At 65.0% G+C, this 20,950-nt stretch carries 17 protein-coding genes, 2 tRNA genes, 1 rRNA gene and 1 pseudogene; 18 read left to right on the forward strand and 3 right to left on the reverse strand.

Annotation, left to right across the window (positions count from 1 at the left end):
• The first annotated feature begins 16 nt into the window (after window positions 1–16).
• From rrf to VGL40_07335, 5 genes are all read left to right on the forward strand, one after another.
• Window positions 17–133 (forward strand): 5S ribosomal RNA (gene rrf, locus VGL40_07315).
• Window positions 134–141: 8 nt separating this feature from the next.
• A tRNA-Asn gene (locus VGL40_07320) sits at window positions 142–213 on the forward strand.
• A gap of 160 nt (window positions 214–373) precedes the next feature.
• On the forward strand, window positions 374–559 hold the full coding sequence (locus VGL40_07325; GenBank protein HEY3315075.1) for a hypothetical protein: 186 nt from the start codon (window positions 374–376) through the stop codon (window positions 557–559).
• Window positions 560–901: 342 nt separating this feature from the next.
• Window positions 902–1,525 carry a cyclodeaminase/cyclohydrolase family protein gene (locus VGL40_07330; protein ID HEY3315076.1) on the forward strand — a complete coding sequence of 208 codons (624 nt, stop codon included), beginning with the start codon at window positions 902–904 and terminating at the stop codon, window positions 1,523–1,525.
• Window positions 1,526–1,557: 32 nt separating this feature from the next.
• Window positions 1,558–2,418: a tetrahydrofolate dehydrogenase/cyclohydrolase catalytic domain-containing protein gene (locus tag VGL40_07335; GenBank protein ID HEY3315077.1), complete on the forward strand. Its 861-nt coding sequence runs from the start codon at window positions 1,558–1,560 to the stop codon at window positions 2,416–2,418.
• 28 nt (window positions 2,419–2,446) lie between these two features.
• Here the strand turns inward: VGL40_07335 and VGL40_07340 are convergent, their stop codons facing one another.
• Entirely contained in the window at window positions 2,447–2,680 is a 234-nt protein-coding gene (locus VGL40_07340) for a hypothetical protein (protein HEY3315078.1), read from the reverse strand.
• Between the two features lie 274 nt (window positions 2,681–2,954).
• Between VGL40_07340 and VGL40_07345 the strand changes: the two genes are divergently transcribed.
• The 9 genes and pseudogenes from VGL40_07345 (at window position 2,955) to disA (ending at window position 15,515) form a co-directional block, all read left to right on the forward strand.
• A complete protein-coding gene (locus VGL40_07345; protein HEY3315079.1) occupies window positions 2,955–4,307 on the forward strand; it encodes a putative glycoside hydrolase in 1,353 nt (450 codons plus the stop codon).
• A gap of 251 nt (window positions 4,308–4,558) precedes the next feature.
• Window positions 4,559–6,643, forward strand: coding sequence for an elongation factor G (gene fusA / locus VGL40_07350; GenBank protein ID HEY3315080.1), 2,085 nt, complete (start codon window positions 4,559–4,561; stop codon window positions 6,641–6,643).
• A gap of 227 nt (window positions 6,644–6,870) precedes the next feature.
• Window positions 6,871–8,073 (forward strand): class I SAM-dependent rRNA methyltransferase, encoded by a 1,203-nt coding sequence (locus VGL40_07355; protein HEY3315081.1) that lies wholly within the window; start codon window positions 6,871–6,873, stop codon window positions 8,071–8,073.
• A 203-nt stretch (window positions 8,074–8,276) separates the two neighbouring features.
• A complete protein-coding gene (locus VGL40_07360) occupies window positions 8,277–8,744 on the forward strand; it encodes a CtsR family transcriptional regulator (GenBank protein HEY3315082.1) in 468 nt (155 codons plus the stop codon).
• An 11-nt stretch (window positions 8,745–8,755) separates the two neighbouring features.
• The gene (locus tag VGL40_07365) at window positions 8,756–9,364 is read left to right on the forward strand and encodes a UvrB/UvrC motif-containing protein (protein HEY3315083.1); all 609 of its coding nucleotides are present in this window, start codon (window positions 8,756–8,758) and stop codon (window positions 9,362–9,364) included.
• Entirely contained in the window at window positions 9,361–10,470 is a 1,110-nt protein-coding gene (locus VGL40_07370; GenBank protein ID HEY3315084.1) for a protein arginine kinase, read from the forward strand. Before VGL40_07365 ends, VGL40_07370 begins: the two co-directional genes overlap by 4 nt.
• Before the next feature lie 11 nt (window positions 10,471–10,481).
• Window positions 10,482–13,001, forward strand: a pseudogene (locus VGL40_07375) (ATP-dependent Clp protease ATP-binding subunit).
• 1 nt (window position 13,002) lies between these two features.
• The gene (radA, locus tag VGL40_07380; GenBank protein ID HEY3315085.1) at window positions 13,003–14,391 is read left to right on the forward strand and encodes a DNA repair protein RadA; all 1,389 of its coding nucleotides are present in this window, start codon (window positions 13,003–13,005) and stop codon (window positions 14,389–14,391) included.
• A 2-nt stretch (window positions 14,392–14,393) separates the two neighbouring features.
• Entirely contained in the window at window positions 14,394–15,515 is a 1,122-nt protein-coding gene (gene disA / locus VGL40_07385) for a DNA integrity scanning diadenylate cyclase DisA (GenBank protein ID HEY3315086.1), read from the forward strand.
• A gap of 108 nt (window positions 15,516–15,623) precedes the next feature.
• Here disA and VGL40_07390 read toward each other — a convergent pair whose 3' ends face one another.
• Window positions 15,624–16,019, reverse strand: a complete 396-nt coding sequence (locus VGL40_07390; GenBank protein ID HEY3315087.1) for a DUF1573 domain-containing protein — start codon at window positions 16,017–16,019, stop codon at window positions 15,624–15,626.
• Between the two features lie 172 nt (window positions 16,020–16,191).
• Window positions 16,192–16,264, reverse strand: a tRNA-Ala gene (locus VGL40_07395).
• A 362-nt stretch (window positions 16,265–16,626) separates the two neighbouring features.
• On the opposite strand from VGL40_07395, the gene VGL40_07400 reads away from it, so the two are divergent.
• From VGL40_07400 to VGL40_07415, 4 genes are all read left to right on the forward strand, one after another.
• The gene (locus tag VGL40_07400) at window positions 16,627–17,106 is read left to right on the forward strand and encodes a CarD family transcriptional regulator (protein ID HEY3315088.1); all 480 of its coding nucleotides are present in this window, start codon (window positions 16,627–16,629) and stop codon (window positions 17,104–17,106) included.
• 173 nt (window positions 17,107–17,279) lie between these two features.
• A complete protein-coding gene (locus tag VGL40_07405; GenBank protein HEY3315089.1) occupies window positions 17,280–18,374 on the forward strand; it encodes a PIN/TRAM domain-containing protein in 1,095 nt (364 codons plus the stop codon).
• Window positions 18,371–19,660, forward strand: a complete 1,290-nt coding sequence (gene ispD, locus VGL40_07410; protein HEY3315090.1) for a 2-C-methyl-D-erythritol 4-phosphate cytidylyltransferase — start codon at window positions 18,371–18,373, stop codon at window positions 19,658–19,660. The genes VGL40_07405 and ispD overlap by 4 nt, the downstream gene beginning before the upstream one ends.
• Window positions 19,661–19,960: 300 nt before the next feature.
• Complete coding sequence (locus VGL40_07415) at window positions 19,961–20,701, forward strand: septal ring lytic transglycosylase RlpA family protein (GenBank protein HEY3315091.1); 741 nt, start codon at window positions 19,961–19,963, stop codon at window positions 20,699–20,701.
• The last annotated feature ends 249 nt before the right edge of the window (window positions 20,702–20,950 follow it).

Raw genomic sequence — 20,950 nt, forward strand, 5'->3', positions numbered from 1 at the left:
AAAGCACCACCAGCTTTCCGGTGGCCATAGCAGAGGGGAAACACCCGTTCCCATCCCGAACACGGAAGTTAAGCCCTCTCGCGCCGATGGTACTTGGCGGGTAACTGCCTGGGAGAGTAGGTCGCTGCCGGGAAATATTGATCCTCGATAGCTCAATGGTAGAGCATCCGGCTGTTAACCGGAGGGTTGTAGGTTCGAGTCCTACTCGAGGAGCACGAGAAAGCCCTTTCCGACGAGTGTCGGAAAGGGCTTTTTGGCGTTTCCGCCAAGACAAAATAAGTTGCACCATCAAGGAGCAAAACAAGTCTTGTTGAATGGCCGACTCTGGTACAATTAACCCGAGGTGACCGCCATGCCTGAGGCGACGGTTCCCATGGAGAAGCTAGCCCATGCCCTCAGCGATCCGCTGCGCCTGAAAGTCCTCGACCTCGTCGCCGCGGGGCGGGCCCAAGGTTGCTGTTCGCCGGACAACCCCGAGATGCCGGACGGCGTCTGCGCCTGCGACGTCGAGGACAAGCTCCGTCTGGCCCCCTCTAAGCTGGCCTATCACATCAAGTAACTCAAGCAGGCGCGGCTGCTCAACGAGACCAAGCGCGGCCGCTGGGTCTACTACACCCTCAACCAGAAAGCCTTGGAGGACTTCGGCCGGCAGCTCAGGGCGAGGTTCGTTGGGTAGGTTAAGGCTCGGCCGGATCACGCGAAGGAAACCGGGTTTTGTGAAGAGAATTACTTTCACCGGCCGAGCCCTTTCGGCGCCCACGACACCACGCTTCGCATCAACGGCGGTCCTGCGCCTGCACCTGGCCGGACCCCTCCAACGTACAGCGACGATCACGGGCGCGAGGGTCAGAAGAAGGCCGAAAATCTGCGGCAAGTGAGGGGGTCAAGTGATTTGTCACTGGTGGAACTGAGTTGCCAGAAATTCATCAGCGAACTCGGGTCGAAGGCTCCGGTGCCTGGTGGCGGCGGAGCGTCGGCCCTGGTCGGGTCCTTGGGGGCGGCTCTTGGCTCGATGGTCTGCAACCTGACCATCGGCAAGAAGGCCTACCGCGAGGTGGAAGAGGAGATCAAGGGGGTCCTGGCGGAGACCACCGCCCTCCAGAACGAGCTTCTGGTCCTGGTCGACCGAGACGCCGAGGACTTCAAGCCCCTGGCGGCGGCCTATGGGATCAAGGCCGAGACGCCGGAGGAAAAGGAGAACAAGGCCCGCTTGATGGAGCAGGCCCTGAAGACCGCCTCGGGGGTCCCCCTGAAAATCGTCGAGCTCGCCCATGCCTCCCTGAAGCACCTCGACGTCCTCGCCGAGAAGGGTTCCAAGTTGGCCGTCAGTGACGCCGGCGTGGGCGCGGCCTTCGCCCGCTCGGCTCTTGTCGGGGGCAAGTTGAACGTGATGATCAATGCCAACATGATGAAGGACCGGGCCTACGCCGACGAGATCATGGCCCGGACCAACCGGCTCGTCGAGGAAGGCACGACCCTCGCCGACAAGGTCTACGACAAGGTCGTCAAGCGGCTGTCGGTCTGAGGCTCACATATTCGGACTAGGAGGCAAGAACCATGGGCGAGACCCTCAGCGGTAAGAAGGTGGCCGGCGAGGTCATCCCGGAATTGACGGCCCGGTGCAAGACCCTCCTCGATCGCGGGATCAACCCGAAGCTGATGATCGTCCGCTTCGGAGCCAACCCGGACGATCTCTTCTATGAGAAAGGCGCCCGGAAGACCTGCGGCCAGGTGGGGATCATCGTCGACGCCCGCGAACTGGCGCCCGACGCCGACACCAAGGTCCTCCTGGCGGTGGTCGACGAACTCAACAACGACCCGGCGGTCAACGGCATCCTGATGATGCAACCCTTCCCGAAACACATCGACGTCCAGGCGGTGCGCAACCGGATCAGCCCGGCCAAGGACGTCGACGGGATGAGCCCGTCCAACGAGGCCAAGGTCTACGAGAACGACCCGACCGGTTTCCCCCCGTGCACCCCGACGGCGGTGATGGAGATCCTCAAGAACTACAAGGTCGAGCTCAAAGGGAAGAAGGCGGTCGTCCTCGGCCGCAGCATGGTGGTGGGAAAACCGGCGGCCATGCTCCTCCTCGGCGAGCACGCCTCGGTGACCATCTGCCACTCCCGCACGGCCGACCTGGCCGGCGAGGCCCGGCAGGGTGACGTCCTGGTGGCCGCCATCGGGCGGGGCAAGATGGTCACCAAGGACTTCGTCAAGCCGGGCGCGGTGGTCATCGACGTCGGCATCAACGTCGACGAGAACGGCAAGATGTGTGGCGACGTGGACTTCGACTCGGCCGCCCCATTGGCCGGGATGATCACCCCGGTGCCCGGCGGGGTCGGCTCGGTGACCACCACCGTTCTGGCCAAGCATGTCCTCAAGGCAGCCGCCGCCCAGGCCGACCTGAGAGGATGAGAGGCGGGCCTGCCCGGGGCCGTCGATTTCAGTAGTCCTCGCCGAAGAGGTCGATGAGCTCCAGGGCCAAAGCCAGTCCGGCGTCCGGGGCCCCGTTGCCGACGGCCAGGGCGGCGAGGAGCGGGCAGCCCCGCCCGTTCAGGTCGCAACGGACTTCGACCAGCCGCCCGTGCCGGTCGAAGACCTTGGTGACGATCCCCGCCCGCCGACGCTTCAGGCGGCACGTCGGGAACGGGCATTCGCGGCTGGTCGATCGAAGCACGCGGCTCACCCCGTATCAGCATATGGACCCGAGCCGGGGGCGTTCCAGCGACGCCCAGGGGTCACAAAGAGTCCCTCCCCTGCCATCGGGGGGAGAGACTCTTTTGTTGTCCCGGCGTCCGGGGACCCTGGAACCGGCCCCTTGTCGGGCCCGTCTAAGCTGGTAAAGGCCGTTCGTCCGGAGGAGGAAGTGGCGGCCTGGGGACGAAAGGATACCCTGCCGGCCGGCGATCGGCGGCCCGATAGCCGAAGGCCGAGAAACGAGCCGATGAGCGATGCTGCCTAAACTTCTCAAAGAGCAGAGATGGTCCCGGTTCCTGCTGGTCGCCGGCGGATTGCTGGTCGCAGTGGCGATGACCGTCGGGGCCTCGCGGACGGCCATCCCCGCCTCCGGCCGGTTATCCAGCGGGCTAGACCGCTTGGGTCGCTTCGACTTCTTTGAACGTGGGCAGTCCCTGCCCAGGGGCAGTCGATCGGATGACCCATCCGGCCCGCCGACTCCCGGGACCGGGCCCGCGCCGACCGCGGACGGGCAGCCCGAGGGCCCCTTCCCACAACTGGCCGAGGTCCTCGATTTCGAACGGATGGTCGAGAAGCGGCCCGGCCGGGTCCCCGTCGAAGTCCACGGTCTCTACCTGACCGGGTACATCGCCGGACAGACGGAGAAGGTAAACCTACTCCTCAAGGCCCTCGACGGCACATCGTTCAACGCCTTCGTCATCGACGTCAAGAACGACTCCGGGCGGATCAGCTACCGCTCGGACGTGCCGCTGACCAAGGCCGCCGGGGCGGGCACCGACTGGATCCAGGAGCCCGGGGCCTACCTGGCCCACCTGAGGGATGAGGGGATCTACACCATCGCCAGGATCGTCGTCTTCAAGGATCCCGCCCTCGCCAGGGTCCGGCCAGACCTTGCCGTCCAGAGCCAGGACGGTGGGCCCTGGCGCGACCGGACCGGGGCGACCTGGCTCGACCCCTACCGCCGGGAGGTTTGGGACTACGCGGTGGCTCTGGCGCAGGAGGCCGCCAGGAAGGGTTTCCGCGAGATCCAGTTCGACTACGTGCGGTTCCCATCCGATGGCGAGACCGGGAAGACCATCTACTCCGACGCCGAGGGGTCGCGGGCCGAGACCATCGGGCGCTTCCTGAAATACGCCTATGAACATCTCCAACCCTACGACGTATACCTCTCGGCGGATATCTTCGGTCTGGTCGGGACGGTGACCGACGACATGGGCATCGGCCAACGGCTTGAGGACATCCTGGGGACCGTCGACTATATCTCGCCGATGGTCTACCCATCGCATTACTCGGCCCGCAACTACGGGCTGGAAGACCCGGAGTCGCGCCCATACGAGACCGTCCTCGCCGGGCTCCGGGACTACCAGCGTCGGATGGAACTGGCCCCGAGCCTGACCAAGATCCGCCCATGGTTGCAGGACTTCAGCCTCCGGGTGCACTATGGCGAAGCCGAGGTCGAAGGTCAGATCAAGGCGGCCCGGGAACTCGGGGTCAACGAGTTCATCCTCTGGAACCCGGGCAACGTTTACAATACGGCCGTCTTCCGCGAGGTGTCACGGCCATCCCAGCCCTCCGCGGAGTCGCCCGTCTCGGGTGAGGTGCGCTGAGCGCGGAGGCCGGCCGCGGTGCCGCTCCAGCAAATCAAGACGACCGCCCGAGGAGGGCGGTCGCGTCGTTCTCCCGCCGAGCGCCGTCGAGGGCCGCCATGGCGCTCCGCCTCTGGAATGAAGACCCTTACGCTGGGTAAAATTACAGGAGATTGCATGGAGGAATTGCTTGGCAACACGCGAATTATAAAAAGTTGTGTTTTGCCTTATCAAGGTCAGCCGCGCTAGGTAGGCTGGAAGGGGAGACATTAATGAAGAAGTACACCATCGACCACCTCCGCAACATCGGACTCGTCGCCCACGGCGGGGCGGGCAAGACGTCGCTGGCTGAAGCCATGCTCTTCAGCGCCAAGGCCATCGACCGGCTCGGCCGGGTTGAGGAAGGCACCGCCGCCATGGACTATGACCCCGAAGAGGTCAAGCGGAAGGTGACCATTTACGCCACCGTGGCTCCCGTCGAATGGCGCGACTGTAAGGTCAATATCGTTGACACCCCGGGTTACTTCGACTTCGTCGGCGAAGTCAAGGCCGCCCTCCGGGTCATTGACATGAGCCTGGTCATCATCGATGCTGTCGCCGGCGTCGAGGTCGGCACCGAGCTCGTCTGGAGATACGCCAACGAGCCGGGCCTGCCGCGGATGGTCGTGATCAACAAGATGGACCGTGAGAACGCCAGTTACTCCCGGTCGCTGGAGATGCTGACTTCGACCTTCGGGCACTCGGTCGTCCCGATCCACTTGCCCATTGGCCAGGAGTCCAAGTTCCAAGGCGTGGTCGACGTGATCAAGATGAAGGCCTACACATACAAGACGGATGGGTCGGCGGCTTTCGAGGAGAAGGATGTCCCGGCCGATCTCGCCGCCGAGGCCCAGAAGGCTCGGGAGAAAGCGGTCGAGGCGGCCGCCGAGGCCGACGACGACCTCCTCTCGAAGTACCTCGATGGGCAGGAACTGTCCCAGGAAGAGATCGAGGCGGGCCTGAAGAAGGGCGTCACCCAGGGCAAGGTCATTCCGGTCCTGGTGGCTTCGGCGACCAAGAACATCGGGGCCCCGAACATCCTCGATGCCATCGTCGGCTACGCTCCGTCGCCGGCCGACCGGCCGGCGGTCAGCGGGGTCAACCCGAAGACCAAGGCTGAGGAGACCCGAACCCCGTCGGACACCCAACCATTCTCGGCCCTCGTCTTCAAGACCATGGCCGACCCCTATGTCGGCCGGCTGACCCTCTTCAGGGTGATGTCGGGCGTGGTCCGCTCCGACTCCCATTTCTGGAACGCCAATCGTGAACGCGACGAACGTTTCGGTCAGCTCTTCATCCCCCGGGGCAAGCAACAGGAGCCCGTGCCCGAGTTGTCGGCCGGCGATATCGGTTCGGTGGCCAAGCTCCAGGAGACGGTCACCGGCGACACCCTCTGCGAGGCCCAGAACCCGATCATCTTCCCGCCGATTCAGTTCCCAAACCCCGTCTTCGCCGTCGCCATCAAACCCAGGGCCAAGGGGGACGAAGAGAAGATCAGCGCCGGCCTGGCCAGGCTGCATGAGGAAGACTCGACCTTCAAGGTCGAGCGCGAGCCGATCACCGGGGAAGTGCTCATCTCCGGCATGGGCGAGCTCCACCTGGACATCCTCACCGACCGCCTGGGCCGCAAGTTCGGCGTCCAGGTCACCCTAGAGGAGCCGCGGGTCCCATACAAGGAGACCATTCGCGGCCGGGCCAAGGTCGAGGGCAAGCACAAGAAACAGTCCGGCGGGCGCGGCCAGTTCGGCGATGTCTGGGTCGAGTTCGAACCCCTGCCTGATCAGGACTTCGAGTTCGTCGACAACGTCTTCGGCGGGGCCGTCCCGCGGCAGTACATTCCGGCGGTCGAGAAGGGCATCCGTGAGGCGGCCGCCGAGGGCGTCCTGGCCGGCTACCCGATGGTGAACTTCAGGGCCAGTCTCTACGACGGCAAGTACCATCCGGTCGACTCCTCGGAAATGGCCTTCAAGATCGCCGGGTCGCTGGCCTTTAAGGAAGGAACCAAGCTGGCCAGGCCGGTCTTGCTCGAGCCGATCGTCTCGGTCGAGGTCATGGTCCCCGACGCTTTCATGGGCGACGTCATCGGCGACCTGAATAAGAAGCGCGGCAAGATCCTGGGGATGGAGCCGCAGGGCACCGTCCAGGTGATCAAGGCCCTCGTCCCGCAGGCAGAGATGAGGCGGTACGCCATCGATCTGAGGTCGATCACCCAGGGGCGGGGGACCTTCACGATGAACTTCGACCACTACGAGGACACCCCGTCGAACGTGGCGGAGGCGGTCATCGCCGAGACCAAGAAGGCCCAAGAGGAGAAATGACGCCCTTTTCCGGCTTCGCGGCCACGTCCTCCCGGCCGGCCGAAAGGTGAAGATCAGTCCTTCGAGGAGCCCGACCCACCGGCCGGGCTCCTTTGCATGCCCGTCTACCGGGCCGGGAAAGACTATTCCCGCCCCTATTGGCAGGGTTTCCCTGCCCGACGAGAGAATAACTGTCGGCGCGGGCCCGGCCGGCCGACCATTCGCCGGGGCCGAGAGGAGGTTTTGGGTTGACGGCTCGAGTGTTCCTCGCCCAAGGGCGGGACAAGCGGGTGCAGACGGGGCATCCCTGGGTCTTCGCCAACGAGATTGACCGGACCAGCGGCGACTTTGTGCCCGGAGACATCGTCGAGGTCGTCTCCAGCCGTGGGCACTTGATCGGCCGCGGTTACATCAACCCGGCCTCGCAGATCCGGGTGCGCTTCCTGACCCGGACCGATGAGGTTATCAACGAGGACTTCTTCCGGCGGCGGGTCAGGGAGGCCATCGACTACCGCCGCCGCCTCTTCGGGGCTCTGCCCGATGCTCGGGAACGCGCTTTTCGCCTGATCTTCGCCGAGGCCGACTACTTGCCGGCCCTGATCGTCGACTATTTCGCGGGTTATCTCGTCTTCCAGGCCCTGGCCCTCGGCATCGACCGGCGCAAGGAGATGCTGATGGAGATGGTCCGGGCCGAGGCCGGCCCGGAGTTCCCGGTCCTCGGACTCTACGAACGGGACGACGTCCCGGTCCGCGAACTCGAGGGCCTAAGCCAGCTGAAAGGCCCGTACAACGGCGACGTCCCGCCCCGGGTGACGATCCGGGAGAACGACGTGCGGCTCATTGTCGACCTCGAGAATGGCCAAAAGACGGGCCATTTCCTGGATCAGCGGGAGAACCGGGCGGCCATCGCCCCCTACGTCAAGGGAGCCCGGGTCCTCGACGGCTTCAGCTACACCGGCGGCTTCGCCTGCGCGGCGGCCGCCTACGGGGCCCGCGAGGTGCTCGGGGTCGATGTCTCGCCCCAGGCGGTGGCCCTGGCCGGAGAGAACGCCCGACTGAACGGGGTCGAGGACCGAGTAGCCTTCCAGACGGCCAACGTCTTCGACTTCCTCCACGACGCCGACCCAAGCCAGCAGAGGTGGGAGGTCATCCTCCTCGACCCGCCGGCCTTCGCCAAGAACCGGGCCGCCCTGCCGGGGGCCCTGAGAGGCTACAAAGAGATCAACCTGCGGGCGATGAAGCTCCTCCCGCCCGGCGGTCACCTGATCACCTCATCCTGCTCGCAGCACGTCTCGGAGGAGCTCTTCCGGGAGGTCTTGGCGGTCGCCGCGGCGGACACGAAGCGCCGGCTCAGGGTGGTGGAAGTCAGGTCGCAAGGGCGCGACCATCCCTTCCTGCCGGCCGCGCCGGAGACGCGCTACCTCAAGTTCTTCGTCCTGCGGGTCGAGTAGCCGGCCCGACCCGCGGGCTGGTCGGCAGAGTCCCGGCCCTCCAGGGCCGCCGGCGTTGCGGTCGGGGGCGTCCCCGATCCGAGACGGTAACCGCCGCCGTCAACATAGCTTATACCGGGCGGCGAAGAGTCCTTAACCACCCGGCCCTTGCCAGGCCACGGCAAAGTGGTATAATGGGGGCAAAGGTCAGGGATGGTCAAAGCATGGCTAGCCTGAGTGATCAGATCGAGCAATTCCTCAAGCAGATGATTGAGGCGGCCAGCGGCCGGCTGGAGATCCAGCGCCAGGTCCTGGCGGCCCGTTTTGGCTGCGCTCCGTCGCAGATCAACTACGTCCTGGAGACCCGTTTCACGGTCCAGCGTGGCTACACGGTCGAGAGCCGGCGTGGGGGGAGCGGCTACCTCCGGATCATCCGATACAACCTGAACGGGCCGGCGCGGATCGTCGAGTTCATCGAGGAATGCCTGGGCGTGGAGCTTCCGCAGCGGGAGGCCGAGGGGATCATCGAGCGGCTGGCCGAGGAAGGGTCCCTCAGCCCCCGGGAGGCGGCCCTGATGAAGGCGGTCGTCGACCGGGAAACCCTGTCGGTCGACCCACCGTATCGGGATCGGCTCCGGGCCGCCTTGCTCAAGCGGATGCTGGTGGCCATCGTGAGTTGCCAAGAGGAATAGGCGGGCGCTTGGTGCGCCCCGCCGGAGCGGGACCCGAAGGGGAGGAGACCATGCTCTGCCAGGAATGCCGTAAACGACCTGCGGTCGTCACCGTGACCATGGTGGTCAACGGGCAGAAGATGCAGATGCACATGTGCGAGGAGTGCGCCCGCAAGAAGGCCGACCTCAGCGAATTCCTCAGTGAGAACCTGCCCCTCCAGCAACTCCTGGGAGGGCTCCTCAGCCAGGCCGGCCACGGCCAGGCCGCCAAGAGCGGGGCGGCCGAGGGCGAGAAGAGTTGCCCCGGCTGCGGTTCGACCTATGAGCAGTTCACCCAGGCCGGTCGCCTGGGCTGCAGTGAGTGCTACACCGTCTTCGGTGACCAGCTCCGGCCGATGCTGAGGAGAATCCACGGCTCCGTCGTCCATCAGGGAAAGGTCCCTGCCCGCACCGGCGGCGACCTGAAGGTCAAGAAGGAGATCACCGACCTCCGGATCGCCCTGCAGCGGGCGGTCGGCCGCGAGGACTTCGAGCAGGCCGCCCGCCTGCGTGACGAGATCAAGGAACGCGAGCGGCTGATGACCGAGAACGGACCGAAGCCGCCGGAGACGGGGACCGATCAAGGGAGTGACGAGCGATGAGACCGGAGGAAGCCACCGAGCGGCCCACGGCCCTCTGGGTCACCGGCACCGGGCCGCACTCGGACATCGTCATCTCCAGCCGGATCAGGTTGGCCAGGAACCTCCTGGGAGTGCCCTTCCCACACCTCCTCGACGAAGCCCGGGCCGAGGAAGTCGCCGGGCGGGTCGAGGGGGCCTACAAGGCCCTCCAAGCCGAGGGCAAACTGGCGGACCACGGTCTGGTCCGGGTCAACCGGCTGCCGGCCCTCGACCGCCAGGTCCTCGTCGAGAAGCACCTGATCAGCCCGCAGTTCGCCCAGGAAGAGAAGCCGACCGCCCTCCTGGTCGACCCCGGGCAGACGGTCAGCGTGATGGTCAACGAAGAGGACCACCTCCGGATTCAGTGCCTCCTGCCCGGGCTGCAACTGGAACAGGCGTGGGCCAAGGCCAGCCAGGTCGACGACGATCTGGAGGGGAAGCTCGACTTCGCCTTCGTCGAGCAGCAGGGCTACCTGACCGCCTGCCCGACCAACGTCGGCACCGGTCTTCGGGCCTCGGTCATGTTGCATCTGCCGGCGCTGATCTTGTCCAACCAGGCCGCCCGCGTCGGCCATGCCGTGGTCAAGCTAGGGCTGGCTGTCCGCGGCCTGTACGGTGAAGGGACCGAAGCCCTGGGAAACATGTTCCAGGTATCAAACCAGGTCACTCTGGGGCAGACGGAAGAAGAGATAATCCAGAACCTGCGCAGCGTGACCGAACAGATAGTCGAGCATGAGATGAACGCCAGGAAGTTCTTGACTCAAGAGAACAAGAGTCAAATCGAGGACCGGGTCAATCGGGCCTATGGCCTGCTGGCTCACGCCAGAATCATGTCCTCGCAGGAAGCCATGCAACTCCTGTCAGACCTGCGTCTGGGAGTCGATCTCGAGATCCTGCGGGCGGCCAGGAAGCGAAGCCTCAATGAGTTGCTGGTGGTGACTCGTCCGGCCTACCTTCAGCGACTGGCCGGCGGTGAGCTCGAACCCCTCCAGCGCGACATCAGGCGAGCGGCGATGATCAGGGACAGCCTGAGGGCCATGGAGGTCGCCCCGCCCGGGGACAAAGACCATGACCCGAGACTCCCATAGGAGGTCAACCTATGTTTAACATCTTCCATCGCTTCACCCCGCGGGCGCAGAACGTCATCACTTACGCCCAGGAGGAAGCGCAACGCCACGGTTCCAGCTTCGTCGGGACGCAGCACCTCCTGCTGGGACTGCTCCGCGACGGTGAAGGGGTGGCCGCCAAGGCCCTTCTGAGCATGGGCCTCGACCTCGACAAGGTGCGGGCCGAAGTGGAAAAGGTGGTCGGCAAGGCCGAGGGGGCCGGCGAGGGGGGAGCCTTCTCACCGCGGGCCAAGCGGGTGGTCATCGAACTGACCGCCGAGGAAGCCCGGGCCCTCGGCCACACCTATATCGGCACGGAGCACATCCTGTTGGCCCTCATTCGCGAGGGTGAGGGCGTCGCCGCCCAGGTCCTCGAGAGCCTTGGGGTCGACCTCGAGAAGGTCCGGGCCCAGGTCGTCGCCTTGCTCGGCGGGGTCACTCCGCCGACGACCGCCGCCGGCCCATCCGGCGGGCAGCAGAAGCCGCGTTCCAAGACCCCCTCCCTGGACAACTTCGGCCGCGACCTGACGGCCATGGCCCGCGAGGGCAAGCTGGACCCGGTCGTCGGCCGTGAGAAGGAAACCGAGCGGGTCGTCCAGATCCTCAGCCGCCGGACGAAGAACAACCCGGTGCTCATCGGCGAGCCCGGGGTCGGCAAGACGGCCGTCGTCGAGGGGCTGGCCCAGCGCATCGTCAACGGGAAGGTTCCGGAGCTCCTGGCCAACCGCCGGGTGGTCACCCTCGACCTCGGTTCGCTGGTGGCCGGCTCCAAGTACCGCGGCGAGTTCGAGGAGCGACTGAAGAAGGTGATGGACGAGATCAGGCACTCGGGCGACGTCATCCTCTTCATCGATGAGATGCACAACATCATCGGTGCCGGCGCGGCCGAGGGGGCCATCGACGCCTCGAGCATCCTCAAGCCGGCCTTGGCCCGCGGCGAGTTGCAGGCCATCGGGGCGACGACCATCGACGAGTACCGCAAGCACGTCGAGAAGGACCCGGCCCTGTAGCGCCGGTTCCAACCGGTGATGGTCGAGGAACCGACGGTCGACGAGGCCATCGCCATCCTTCACGGCCTGCGCGACCGGTATGAAGCCCACCACCGGGTGACCATCACCGAAGAGGCTATCGAGGCCGCCGTCCGACTGTCCGACCGCTACGTAACCGACCGGTTCCTGCCCGACAAGGCCATCGACCTGGTCGACGAGGCCGCCTCGCGGGTCCGCCTGCGCAGTTACATCGCTCCTCCCGACATGAAGGAGATGGAGCAACGCCTGGAGACCCTCCGCAAGGAAAAGGACGAGGCCGTCCAGTCCCAGGAGTTCGAGAAGGCGGCCCGCTTCCGCGATCAGGAGCAGAAGCTGCGCGAGCAGCTCGAGCAAGAGAAGCAGTCGTGGCAGCAGAAGAAGGTTTCCGACAAGATCGCCGTGACCGCCGAGGACATCGCTCAGATCGTCTCGAGCTGGACCGGCATCCCCGTGTCCCAACTGGCGGTGGAGGAGACTGAGCGGCTGCTGAAGCTGGAAGAGGTCATCCACGCCCGGATCGTCGATCAGGAGGAGGCCGTCAAGGCCGTGGCCCGCGCCATCCGCCGGGCCCGGGCCGGTCTCAAAGACCCGAAGCGCCCGATCGGTTCGTTCATCTTCCTCGGCCCGACCGGGGTCGGTAAGAGCGAGCTGGCCAAGGCCCTCGGCGAGGCCCTCTTTGGCGACGACGACGCGGTCGTCCGGCTGGACATGTCGGAGTACATGGAGCGACACAACGCCTCTCGTCTGGTCGGCGCCCCGCCGGGTTACGTCGGCTACGAGGAGGGTGGCCAGCTGACCGAATCCGTCCGACGCAAGCCGTACTCGGTCGTCCTCTTCGATGAGATCGAGAAGGCCCACCCCGAGGTCTTCAACGTTCTCCTGCAGGTCCTCGAGGACGGCCGACTGACCGACGCCCAGGGCCGGACGGTCGATTTCCGGAACACCGTGATCATCATGACCGCCAACGTCGGTGCCCACCTGATCCACAAGGAAGGGACCCTCGGCTTCAAGGTCGTCCGCGACGACGAGGGCACTTACAAACAGATGAAGGACAAGGTGATGGACGAGGTCAAGCGGACCTTCCGGCCGGAGTTCCTCAACCGGGTCGACGAGATCATCGTCTTCCACCCGCTGACCGCCGCCAACCTGAAGGAAATAGTCAACTACATGTTGAAGGATGTCGCGAGACGCCTCAGGGACAGCGGCTTTGCCTTGGAGGTCTCCGAGGCGGCCAAGGAAAAGATCGCCACCGAGGGCTTCGACCCACAGTGGGGCGCCAGGCCGCTGCGCCGGGCGATCCAGCGGTTGGTCGAGGACCCGCTGTCCGAAGAGCTCCTGAAGAACCGGTTCCTGCCGGGGGCCGTCATCCGGGTCGACCTGCGCGGCGAGGACATCGTCTTCGAAAAGGGATCCATGCCGGAGGGCCATGGGGAGGGGGCGCCCAGGACCGTCGGACCAGAACCGGTGACCGGAAGGAAGGCCTAGCGTGCGCAAGGCGAAGACCAAATTCGTTTGCCAGAGCTGTGGCTACGAGTCTCCCCGCTGGATGGGGCATTGTCCCGGATGCAACGAATGGAACTCTCTAGTCGAGGAGGTCGAGTCCAGGCCGCAAGGCCACTCGGCCTCCCCTTCTCGCTTGGGCGCCCCGGCGCGGCCCGTGCCCATCTCCGATGTCCAGGCCGAGGCCGAACCGCGGCTCTCGACGGGTCTTGGCGAACTCGACCGGGTCCTCGGCGGCGGGGTCGTGGCCGGCTCTTTGGTCCTCGTCGGCGGCGACCCGGGGATCGGCAAGTCGACCTTGCTCCTCCAGTTGTCCAAGTACATTGCCGCCCACGATGGGCCGGTCCTCTACGTAAGCGGAGAGGAGTCGGTCCGGCAGGTACGTCTTCGAGCCGATCGCCTGGCTTCCCTGGACGACCGGCTCTTTGTCATGTCCGAGACGGACCTTGAGCAGGTCGCCGCCGCCCTCTCCGAGCTCGCTCCGAGGCTCTGCGTGATCGACTCGATCCAGACCGTCTATCGTCCCGATCTTGACTCCGCCCCCGGCAGCGTCGGCCAGGTCCGGGAGAGCGCGGCCGAACTCATGCGTCTGGCCAAGACCCTGGGGATCCCCATCTTCATCGTCGGCCACGTCACCAAGGCCGGTGACCTGGCCGGGCCAAGGGTCCTGGAACACGTCGTCGACACTGTCCTCTACCTCGAGGGTGAGCGCCACCAGAGCTTCCGGGTCTTGCGGGCGGCCAAGAACCGCTTCGGTTCGACCAACGAGATTGGGGTCTTCGTCATGGAAGACCGCGGCCTGGCCGAAGTGCCGAACCCGTCCGAGGTGTTCCTGGCCGAGCGTCCCGCGGGGGCGGCCGGCTCGGTGGTGGTCGCCGGGATCGAGGGGAGCCGCCCTTTGCTCGTCGAGGTGCAGGCCCTGGTGGCCCCGACGACGTTCCCGGCCCCGCGGCGGATGGCCTCGGGGATCGACTACAACCGCCTGGTCGTCCTCCTAGCCGTGCTCGAGAAACGGGCCGGCTGCTACCTGTCGACCAGCGATACTTACGTTAAGGTATCCGGCGGGGCCCGCATCGACGAGCCCGCCGCCGACCTGGCCGTGGTCACCGCGGTAGCCTCCAGCTTGAAGAATCAACCCGTCCCACCGGGGATGGTCGTCCTCGGCGAGGTCGGTCTGGCCGGCGAGGTCCGGTCGGTCTCCCGCCTGGACGACCGGCTAGCCGAGGCTGACAAGCTCGGGTTCAGCGATTGCCTGGTCCCCGCCGGGAACCTCAGGCGGGCCGGGGCCGCCCGGCCGCGCCCATCGAAGCTCGGAATCCACCCGGTGTCGACGGTCGAGGAGGCCGTCGAACTCGTCCTCAAGCAGGGAGGCTGAACATGCCGGAAGATGAACGGGAGCCGAATCAAGCCCAGACCACGGCCGCGACGGCCAGGACGCCATCGCGGCAACTCCTGTCGAGCCTAAGGAAGCTGGCCCCCGGGACGGCCTTCCGGGAGGGCCTGGAGAGCATCCTCCGCGCCCGCACCGGCGCCCTCATCGTGGTCGGCGAAGCCATGGCCGAGCGCGGCCTCCTCGACGGGGGCTTCAAATTGGGGATCGATCTCACCCCGTCGCACCTCTACGAACTCTCCAAGATGGACGGGGCGATCATCACCAACGCCGACGCCTCCCGGATCCTCTACGCCAACGTGCAACTCCTGCCGGACCCGGCGATTCCCTCCGGGGAGACCGGCATCAGGCATCGCACCGCCGAGCGGACCGCCCGGCAGACGGGCGATCTGGTGGTGGCCATCTCCCAGCGCCGGAACGTCATCACCCTCTATCAGGGGACGGTGAAATACGTTCTCAAGGATGTCTCGGTCATCCTGGCCAAGGCCAATCAAGCCGTCCAGACGATGGAGAAGTATCGCGGCATCCTCGAGGCGGTCCTGACCAACCTGTCCGCCCTTGAGCTCGAGGACCTGGTCACCCTGGCCGATGTGGTCACCGTCATCCAGCGGTCGGAGATGCTTCTTCGGATCGAGAGCGAGGTCGAAGGATACATCACCGAGCTTGGGACAGAAGGCCGCCTGGTCGGCATGCAAGCCCAAGAGCTGGCCGGGGATGTAGCCTCCAACTACTACCTGACGATCCGGGACTACTGTCTGCCGCCTGAGCCGGGTGTGGCCGAGCATGGACGGCCCGAACTCGGGGCCCTGTCTTCGGAAGACCTCCTCGACCCGGCGATTATCGGCCGGATCATCGGCTACCCGCCGGCCCCGGGTTTCCTGGACCGGCCGGTCACACCCCGCGGATACCGGATCCTCTCGCAGATCCCTCGTCTGCCGGCGGGGGTCATCGACAACCTGGTCGATGCCTTCGGACAACTCCCGAGGACCGTCTCAGCGTCCATCGAGGAACTCGACGCGGTCGACGGGATCGGCGAAGTCCGAGCCAAGGCGATCAAAGACGGGCTCCGGCGGCTCAGGGACAAGGTCATCATCGATCGGCAAATGTGAGCCGCGGCGACCGACTCGCCGGGCCGGACGAAGGGTCAACAAAAAGCCCGCTCACCAGGAGCGGGCTTGTTTCGAGCGGGCCTCCGGGGGCCGTTCGACCCGGCGCCGTCAGGACAAGTTGAACAACCCCAGGGCCGAAATCTTCTTGTGCTCATTGAGCAGCGTGTCGTACATGTTGATGTCCAGCAGGTTGCAGAGGGCGGCCAGATAGAAGAGATTCATCCCGATCTCCGATTCGATGACTTCCTTGCAGTGCTCGCAGAGATCGCCGTCGAGGTGCGTATCCATGTACTCCTTCAGTTCACGCAAGGAGATGTCGGTCGGGATCCGCTGCTTCTCAGCGTTCACCCGTAGGCAGCCACAATTGGTGACGGCCTTGACGACGGCCCGGTTGACCCGGGCGTTGGACTCTTGGTACTTGGTCAGGACATCGAGGACACTGCGATGGCGGACCAGGAACTCCCCTACGGCTTGCTGGAACTCGTCACTGAGCAGGTCCTTCATACGACGAGTACCCCTCCCACGCAGGCGCCTTCTAATTCCAAACGAGCCTGGCATGATCATAATGGGAGCCCGAAACCATTATCAATCAAGGCTTGACCGGTCTTCATCAAGGCCCGGCACGGACTTCAGCCAACGAAAAAGGCCACACCGAAAGCGCGGCCTCACCGGCCTGTGGACGTGAGGGGATTCGAACCCCTGACCTCTCGGATGCGAACCGAACGCTCTCCCAACTGAGCTACACGCCCTTTTTAAAGACCGCCGGGCGCATTTTCGGACCTACCGGCGGCGAGATAAATTGTATCTCACCCAGCGAGAGTCGTCAAGTTGCACACCCCATCCTCCAGCCTTATGCGATGGCCTTTTTGCCGCCGCGAGCGATTGCCTGATAATCCCGCTTCTGGAAATCGACCGGTCGGCGAGGATCTCGGGGCGGCAGAGCTCGGCGGTGACCGACCCGTTCCGCCAAAAACCTATGTTCCGCCAAAAACCCTTGACAACGGTTGTCGACGGTGATACAATACCACTTTCTTGACTAACCGCTTGAATTGTGGTATTCTATTTCCATGGTCGCGGCTCTTTACCGTCGTTGTCGAGTGAGGTGGTTTCGGTGTTCAACGTAGGGGACAAGGTCGTTTACCCCATGCACGGTGCGGGCATCATCGAGGCCATCGAGGAGAAAGAGGTTCTCGGGGCCACCCAACGATACTATATCATGCGCCTGCCGATCGGGGAAATGAAGGTCATGATCCCCACCGATAACGTGATTGAAATCGGGCTTAGGGAGATCATCACCGAGGAGGAAGTCCAGAAGGTCTTTGAGATCCTGCGGGCCCAGAAGAGCAAGATGTCGACCAACTGGAACCGACGCTACCGGGCCAACATGGAGAAGATCAAGAGCGGCGATGTTTACGAAGTCGCCGAGGTAGTCCGCAACCTGACCCTCCGGGACAAAGAGAAGGGTCTCTCCACGGGAGAGCGTAAAATGCTTGAAAATGCCAGGCAGATCCTGGTTTCGGAGCTGGTCCTGGCCAAGGGGATCGATGAGGAAGCCGCCCTGATGATCCTCGAGGAACTGTTCGAGGAATAGGACGCCGGACAAGCCCGGCGTCCTGATTTTATTTCCCCTGCCCTGACTTTGGCCGCCCCGCCGGCGGCCTTTTCCGGCCGCCCGGCGGACAAGCGTTCGACCTTTCCTTGAAAACCCCTTGTTGGGTGGCTTATAATGGTCCTCGGAACCGAACATTGCATGAAGGAGGTGAAATGGTGAGGCGTTTGATCCGCGTCCTGTTGACTCTGATGGGTCTGGCTGTGGGCTTCATAATTAGTTACTACGTGATCCAATCGCACCCGTTTGGAGAGTTGACCGGAATCGGCATCGGCGACCCGATCGGCAAGACGACGATCCTCGTGATCACGTTGGCTTTCGGGTTCATCGGCCTGGTCGTCGCACCCCGGCTCATCCGAGGGGTCTCTGAGGCGGCCAATTGGGCTGAGAGCAGGCTTCAGAGGCTTCCCATGGCCGAACTCCTGTCCGGGACCATCGGCCTGATCCTTGGGCTCTTGGTGGCTATCTTGCTGGGGCAGGCCTTCGCCAAGATACCCTTGGTGGGCTCGCTCATCTCCACAGTGGGCAGCCTGATCCTGGGTTATCTCGGGGTGATGGTCTTCTCCCGGAAGCGGGAGGACTTCGCCGGGCTGTTCGGGTTCGCGCGGGCCCGCGAACGTTCGGCCAAGGACCGTTCGGTCCAGCCAAAGATCCTCGACACCAACGTCATCATCGACGGTCGCGTCGCCGATATCTGCAAGAGCGGGTTTATCGAGGGACCCATCGTCATCCCCGGGTTCGTCCTCGAGGAACTCCGACATATCGCCGATTCCTCCGATCTGCTCAAGCGCAACCGAGGCCGCCGCGGCCTCGACGTCCTCAACCGGATCCAAAAAGAGCTCAACATCCACGTCCAGGTCCACGAACGCGACCCATGGGGCGACCTCGAGGTCGATTCTAAGCTCGTGCAACTGGCTAAGGTCCTGGAGGGGAAGATCGTCACCAACGACTTCAACCTCAACAAGGTGGCCGAGTTGCAGGGCATACCGGTACTGAACATCAATGAACTGGCCAACGCGGTCAAGCCGGTGGTCCTCCCGGGTGAGGAGATGTCGGTCCACATCATCAAGGACGGCAAGGAATCCGGGCAGGGGGTCGGCTATCTCGATGACGGCACGATGATCGTTGTCGACGGCGGCAAGCGGCACATCGGCGACACCATCGGGGTCATGGTCACCAGCGTCCTTCAGACCGCGGCCGGTCGGATGATCTTCGCCAAGCCGAAGGCCAGCGAGAGGGCGATGTCTTGAAGCCTGCCGGCCGGACCGTCGCGGTGGTCGTGGCCGCCGGCCGGGGAAGCCGGATGGGTGGCCAGGTCAATAAGGTCTTCCTGCCCCTCGGTGACCGGCCGCTACTGGCCCGGACCCTGGAGGTCTTCGAGCATTGCCCGCGGGTCAACCACATCTACTTGGTCGTGGCCGACCGCGACCGTAAGCTGTGCACCCGAACGATCCTTGAGCCCTATCGCCTGGCCAAGCTCACCCGGTTGGTGTCCGGGGGTGAGACCCGGCAGGAGTCAGTCCTCCGCGGGGTCTTGGCCTATCGCGAGTCATTCAAGGCGGACGACGACGTGGTCTTGGTCCACGACGGCGCCCGCCCTTTGCTTTTGCCGGTCGTCCTGGGCCGGGTCATCACCGCGGCCGGGCGCCACGGCGCGGCCGCCCCGGTGATCCCCTCGAAGGATACCGTCAAGGTCCTCGGGAGCGACGGGTTCCTGCGGGACACGCCGGACCGCCGGCGGGTCGGTCTGGTTCAGACCCCCCAGGGCTTTCAGGCCGGCCGCTTGGTCGACGTCCTGACTTGGGCGGCGCGACAGGGGTTGACGGCCACCGATGAGGCGGCCCTCTTCGAAGCACGCGGCCTCAAGGTCAAGGCCGTGGCCGGGTCGGAAGAGAACCTGAAGGTGACCACACCGGGCGACCTGACCCTGGCCCAGGCCATCCTGGCGGCCAGGGATCGGGTTCGCCGGACCGAGAGGGGACGCGACGTGGCCGGAGTTCGGGGTCGAGACGCCGGAAAGGCCAGTCCCGGACGAGTCGGCTTCGGTTATGACATCCATCGCCTGGCCCCCGGACGGAGGTTGGTCCTTTGCGGGGTTGAGTTCAGCCGTCCCGACGGTTTGGGTCTGGATGGCCATTCCGACGCCGACGTGGCGGTTCACGCGATCATGGATGCCCTCCTCGGGGCAGCCGGGCTGCCCGACATCGGCTCCTACTTTCCCACCGGCGACCGGCGTTACGCCGGGACGAGCAGCCTCGACCTGCTCGGAACGGTCGTCGCCGAACTCGAGGCCGTTGGGCTCGCTCCGGTCAACGTCGATCTGACCGTCGTCGCCGAGGCCCCCAAGATCCTTCCACGAGTCGAGGAGATGCGGGCCAAGCTGGCCGAGGCGGCTCGGCTCGGGCCGGGGGCGGTCGGGATCAAGGCCACCACCGCCGAGGGACTGGGGCCGGTGGGCGAGGGGCGGGGGATCGCCGCTTACGCCGTGGCCTCGGTGGCCGAGTCGAGGCGACGGCCGCCCGGCCGTAGACGCTAGTGCGGGAATAGGCCGCGGTCATAAAAACTCCAGCCAGGCAGCGGGAAGGCCGAGTTCACGGCCTTCCTTTCTTGTCAACCCGCAGGTCCCGGAGAGGCCCTTCCTGGAAGGGCCTTTTCCATTTTTGTCAATCCGTCAAAAAGTGCATAAATATGGAGTGAGGTTGCACAGAATCCCTTTTGAATATTTCCGCCCACGTTGCTCAAGGCTATCTCTCAGTGACGAAGGGCTTTTGCGCGATGCACCAATGGCGAAAGGAGGAATCTGCACCTGAAGGCGGCCTATCGTAGTCTCGTTCTGGTGCCCATATTGACCGCGATGTGCACTGGTTTCTTCGGGGTGTCGGCGGCTTCGGCTCCGAGCCCGGCGGCCGCGGCCAACGGCGCCGTCATCGACGGAAAGAACCTCGCCGAGGTCGACCTCCTGGGCCAGGTGGTGGTGAGGATCGGCGCTTCCTTCGGGGGATTGACCCCGCTGGGGCGGGCCAGGACCGTGGCCGATCGGCTGACCGACTTGGTCACCAGGGGCACTCAGCCGCGGATGGTCCATATCACGCGAGTCAACGGGACCTGGGCCGTGGTCGCCGGCGACCAAGTCGTCGTCACGGTCGACGACGGCACGGCGGTCGCCCGCTCGGCGAAGCCCAAGGACCTCGCCTTCGTCTGGGCCAACAACATTCGGGCCGCCCTCGGCGAGACCCCCCTGAGCAGCCTGGACTACTGGGTTCCCGGTGGCCAGGCCAAGATCGCCGAGACCCAGTTCGGTGTGGCCTCCTGGTACGGCCCCGGTTTTCGCGGCCGGAAGACGGCCAATGGTGAGACCTTCGATCCCCAGAGCCTAACCGCTGCCCACCGGACCCTCGCCTTCGGGACCATGGTCCTCGTCACCAACCTGGCCAACGGGCGGAGCGTCCTGGTCAAGATCAACGATCGCGGGCCGTGGGTCGATCGGCGGGTGATCGACCTCTCGCAGGCCGCGGCGAGCCGCCTGAACCTGGTCGATGCGGGCATCGGTCTGGTCCGCCTGGACATCATCCGCTGAGATTTGCGGCCGCCCGTCGCCCGGTGGTATAATACTCCAAAGAGAACTACTCGCCAAAAGCGATGAGCGGGAGGAAGTAGGCTTCTCCACCCCAGGCAGAGAAGGCCGCCATGGCTGCGAGCGGCCGCTGGACGAGGAGCCGAATGCGTCCGCGAGCCGCCCGTCGAAGCGGATCCTCATTCGGGGTCGTGCTGGACCGGGCCGGACGGCCCCCGTTAACGGGTCGGGGCATCAAGGGCCGGGCCTTTT

Source organism: Bacillota bacterium, assembly GCA_036504675.1.
Taxonomy (GTDB): Bacteria; Bacillota; Sulfobacillia; order JAJYWN01; family JAJZPE01; genus DASXUT01.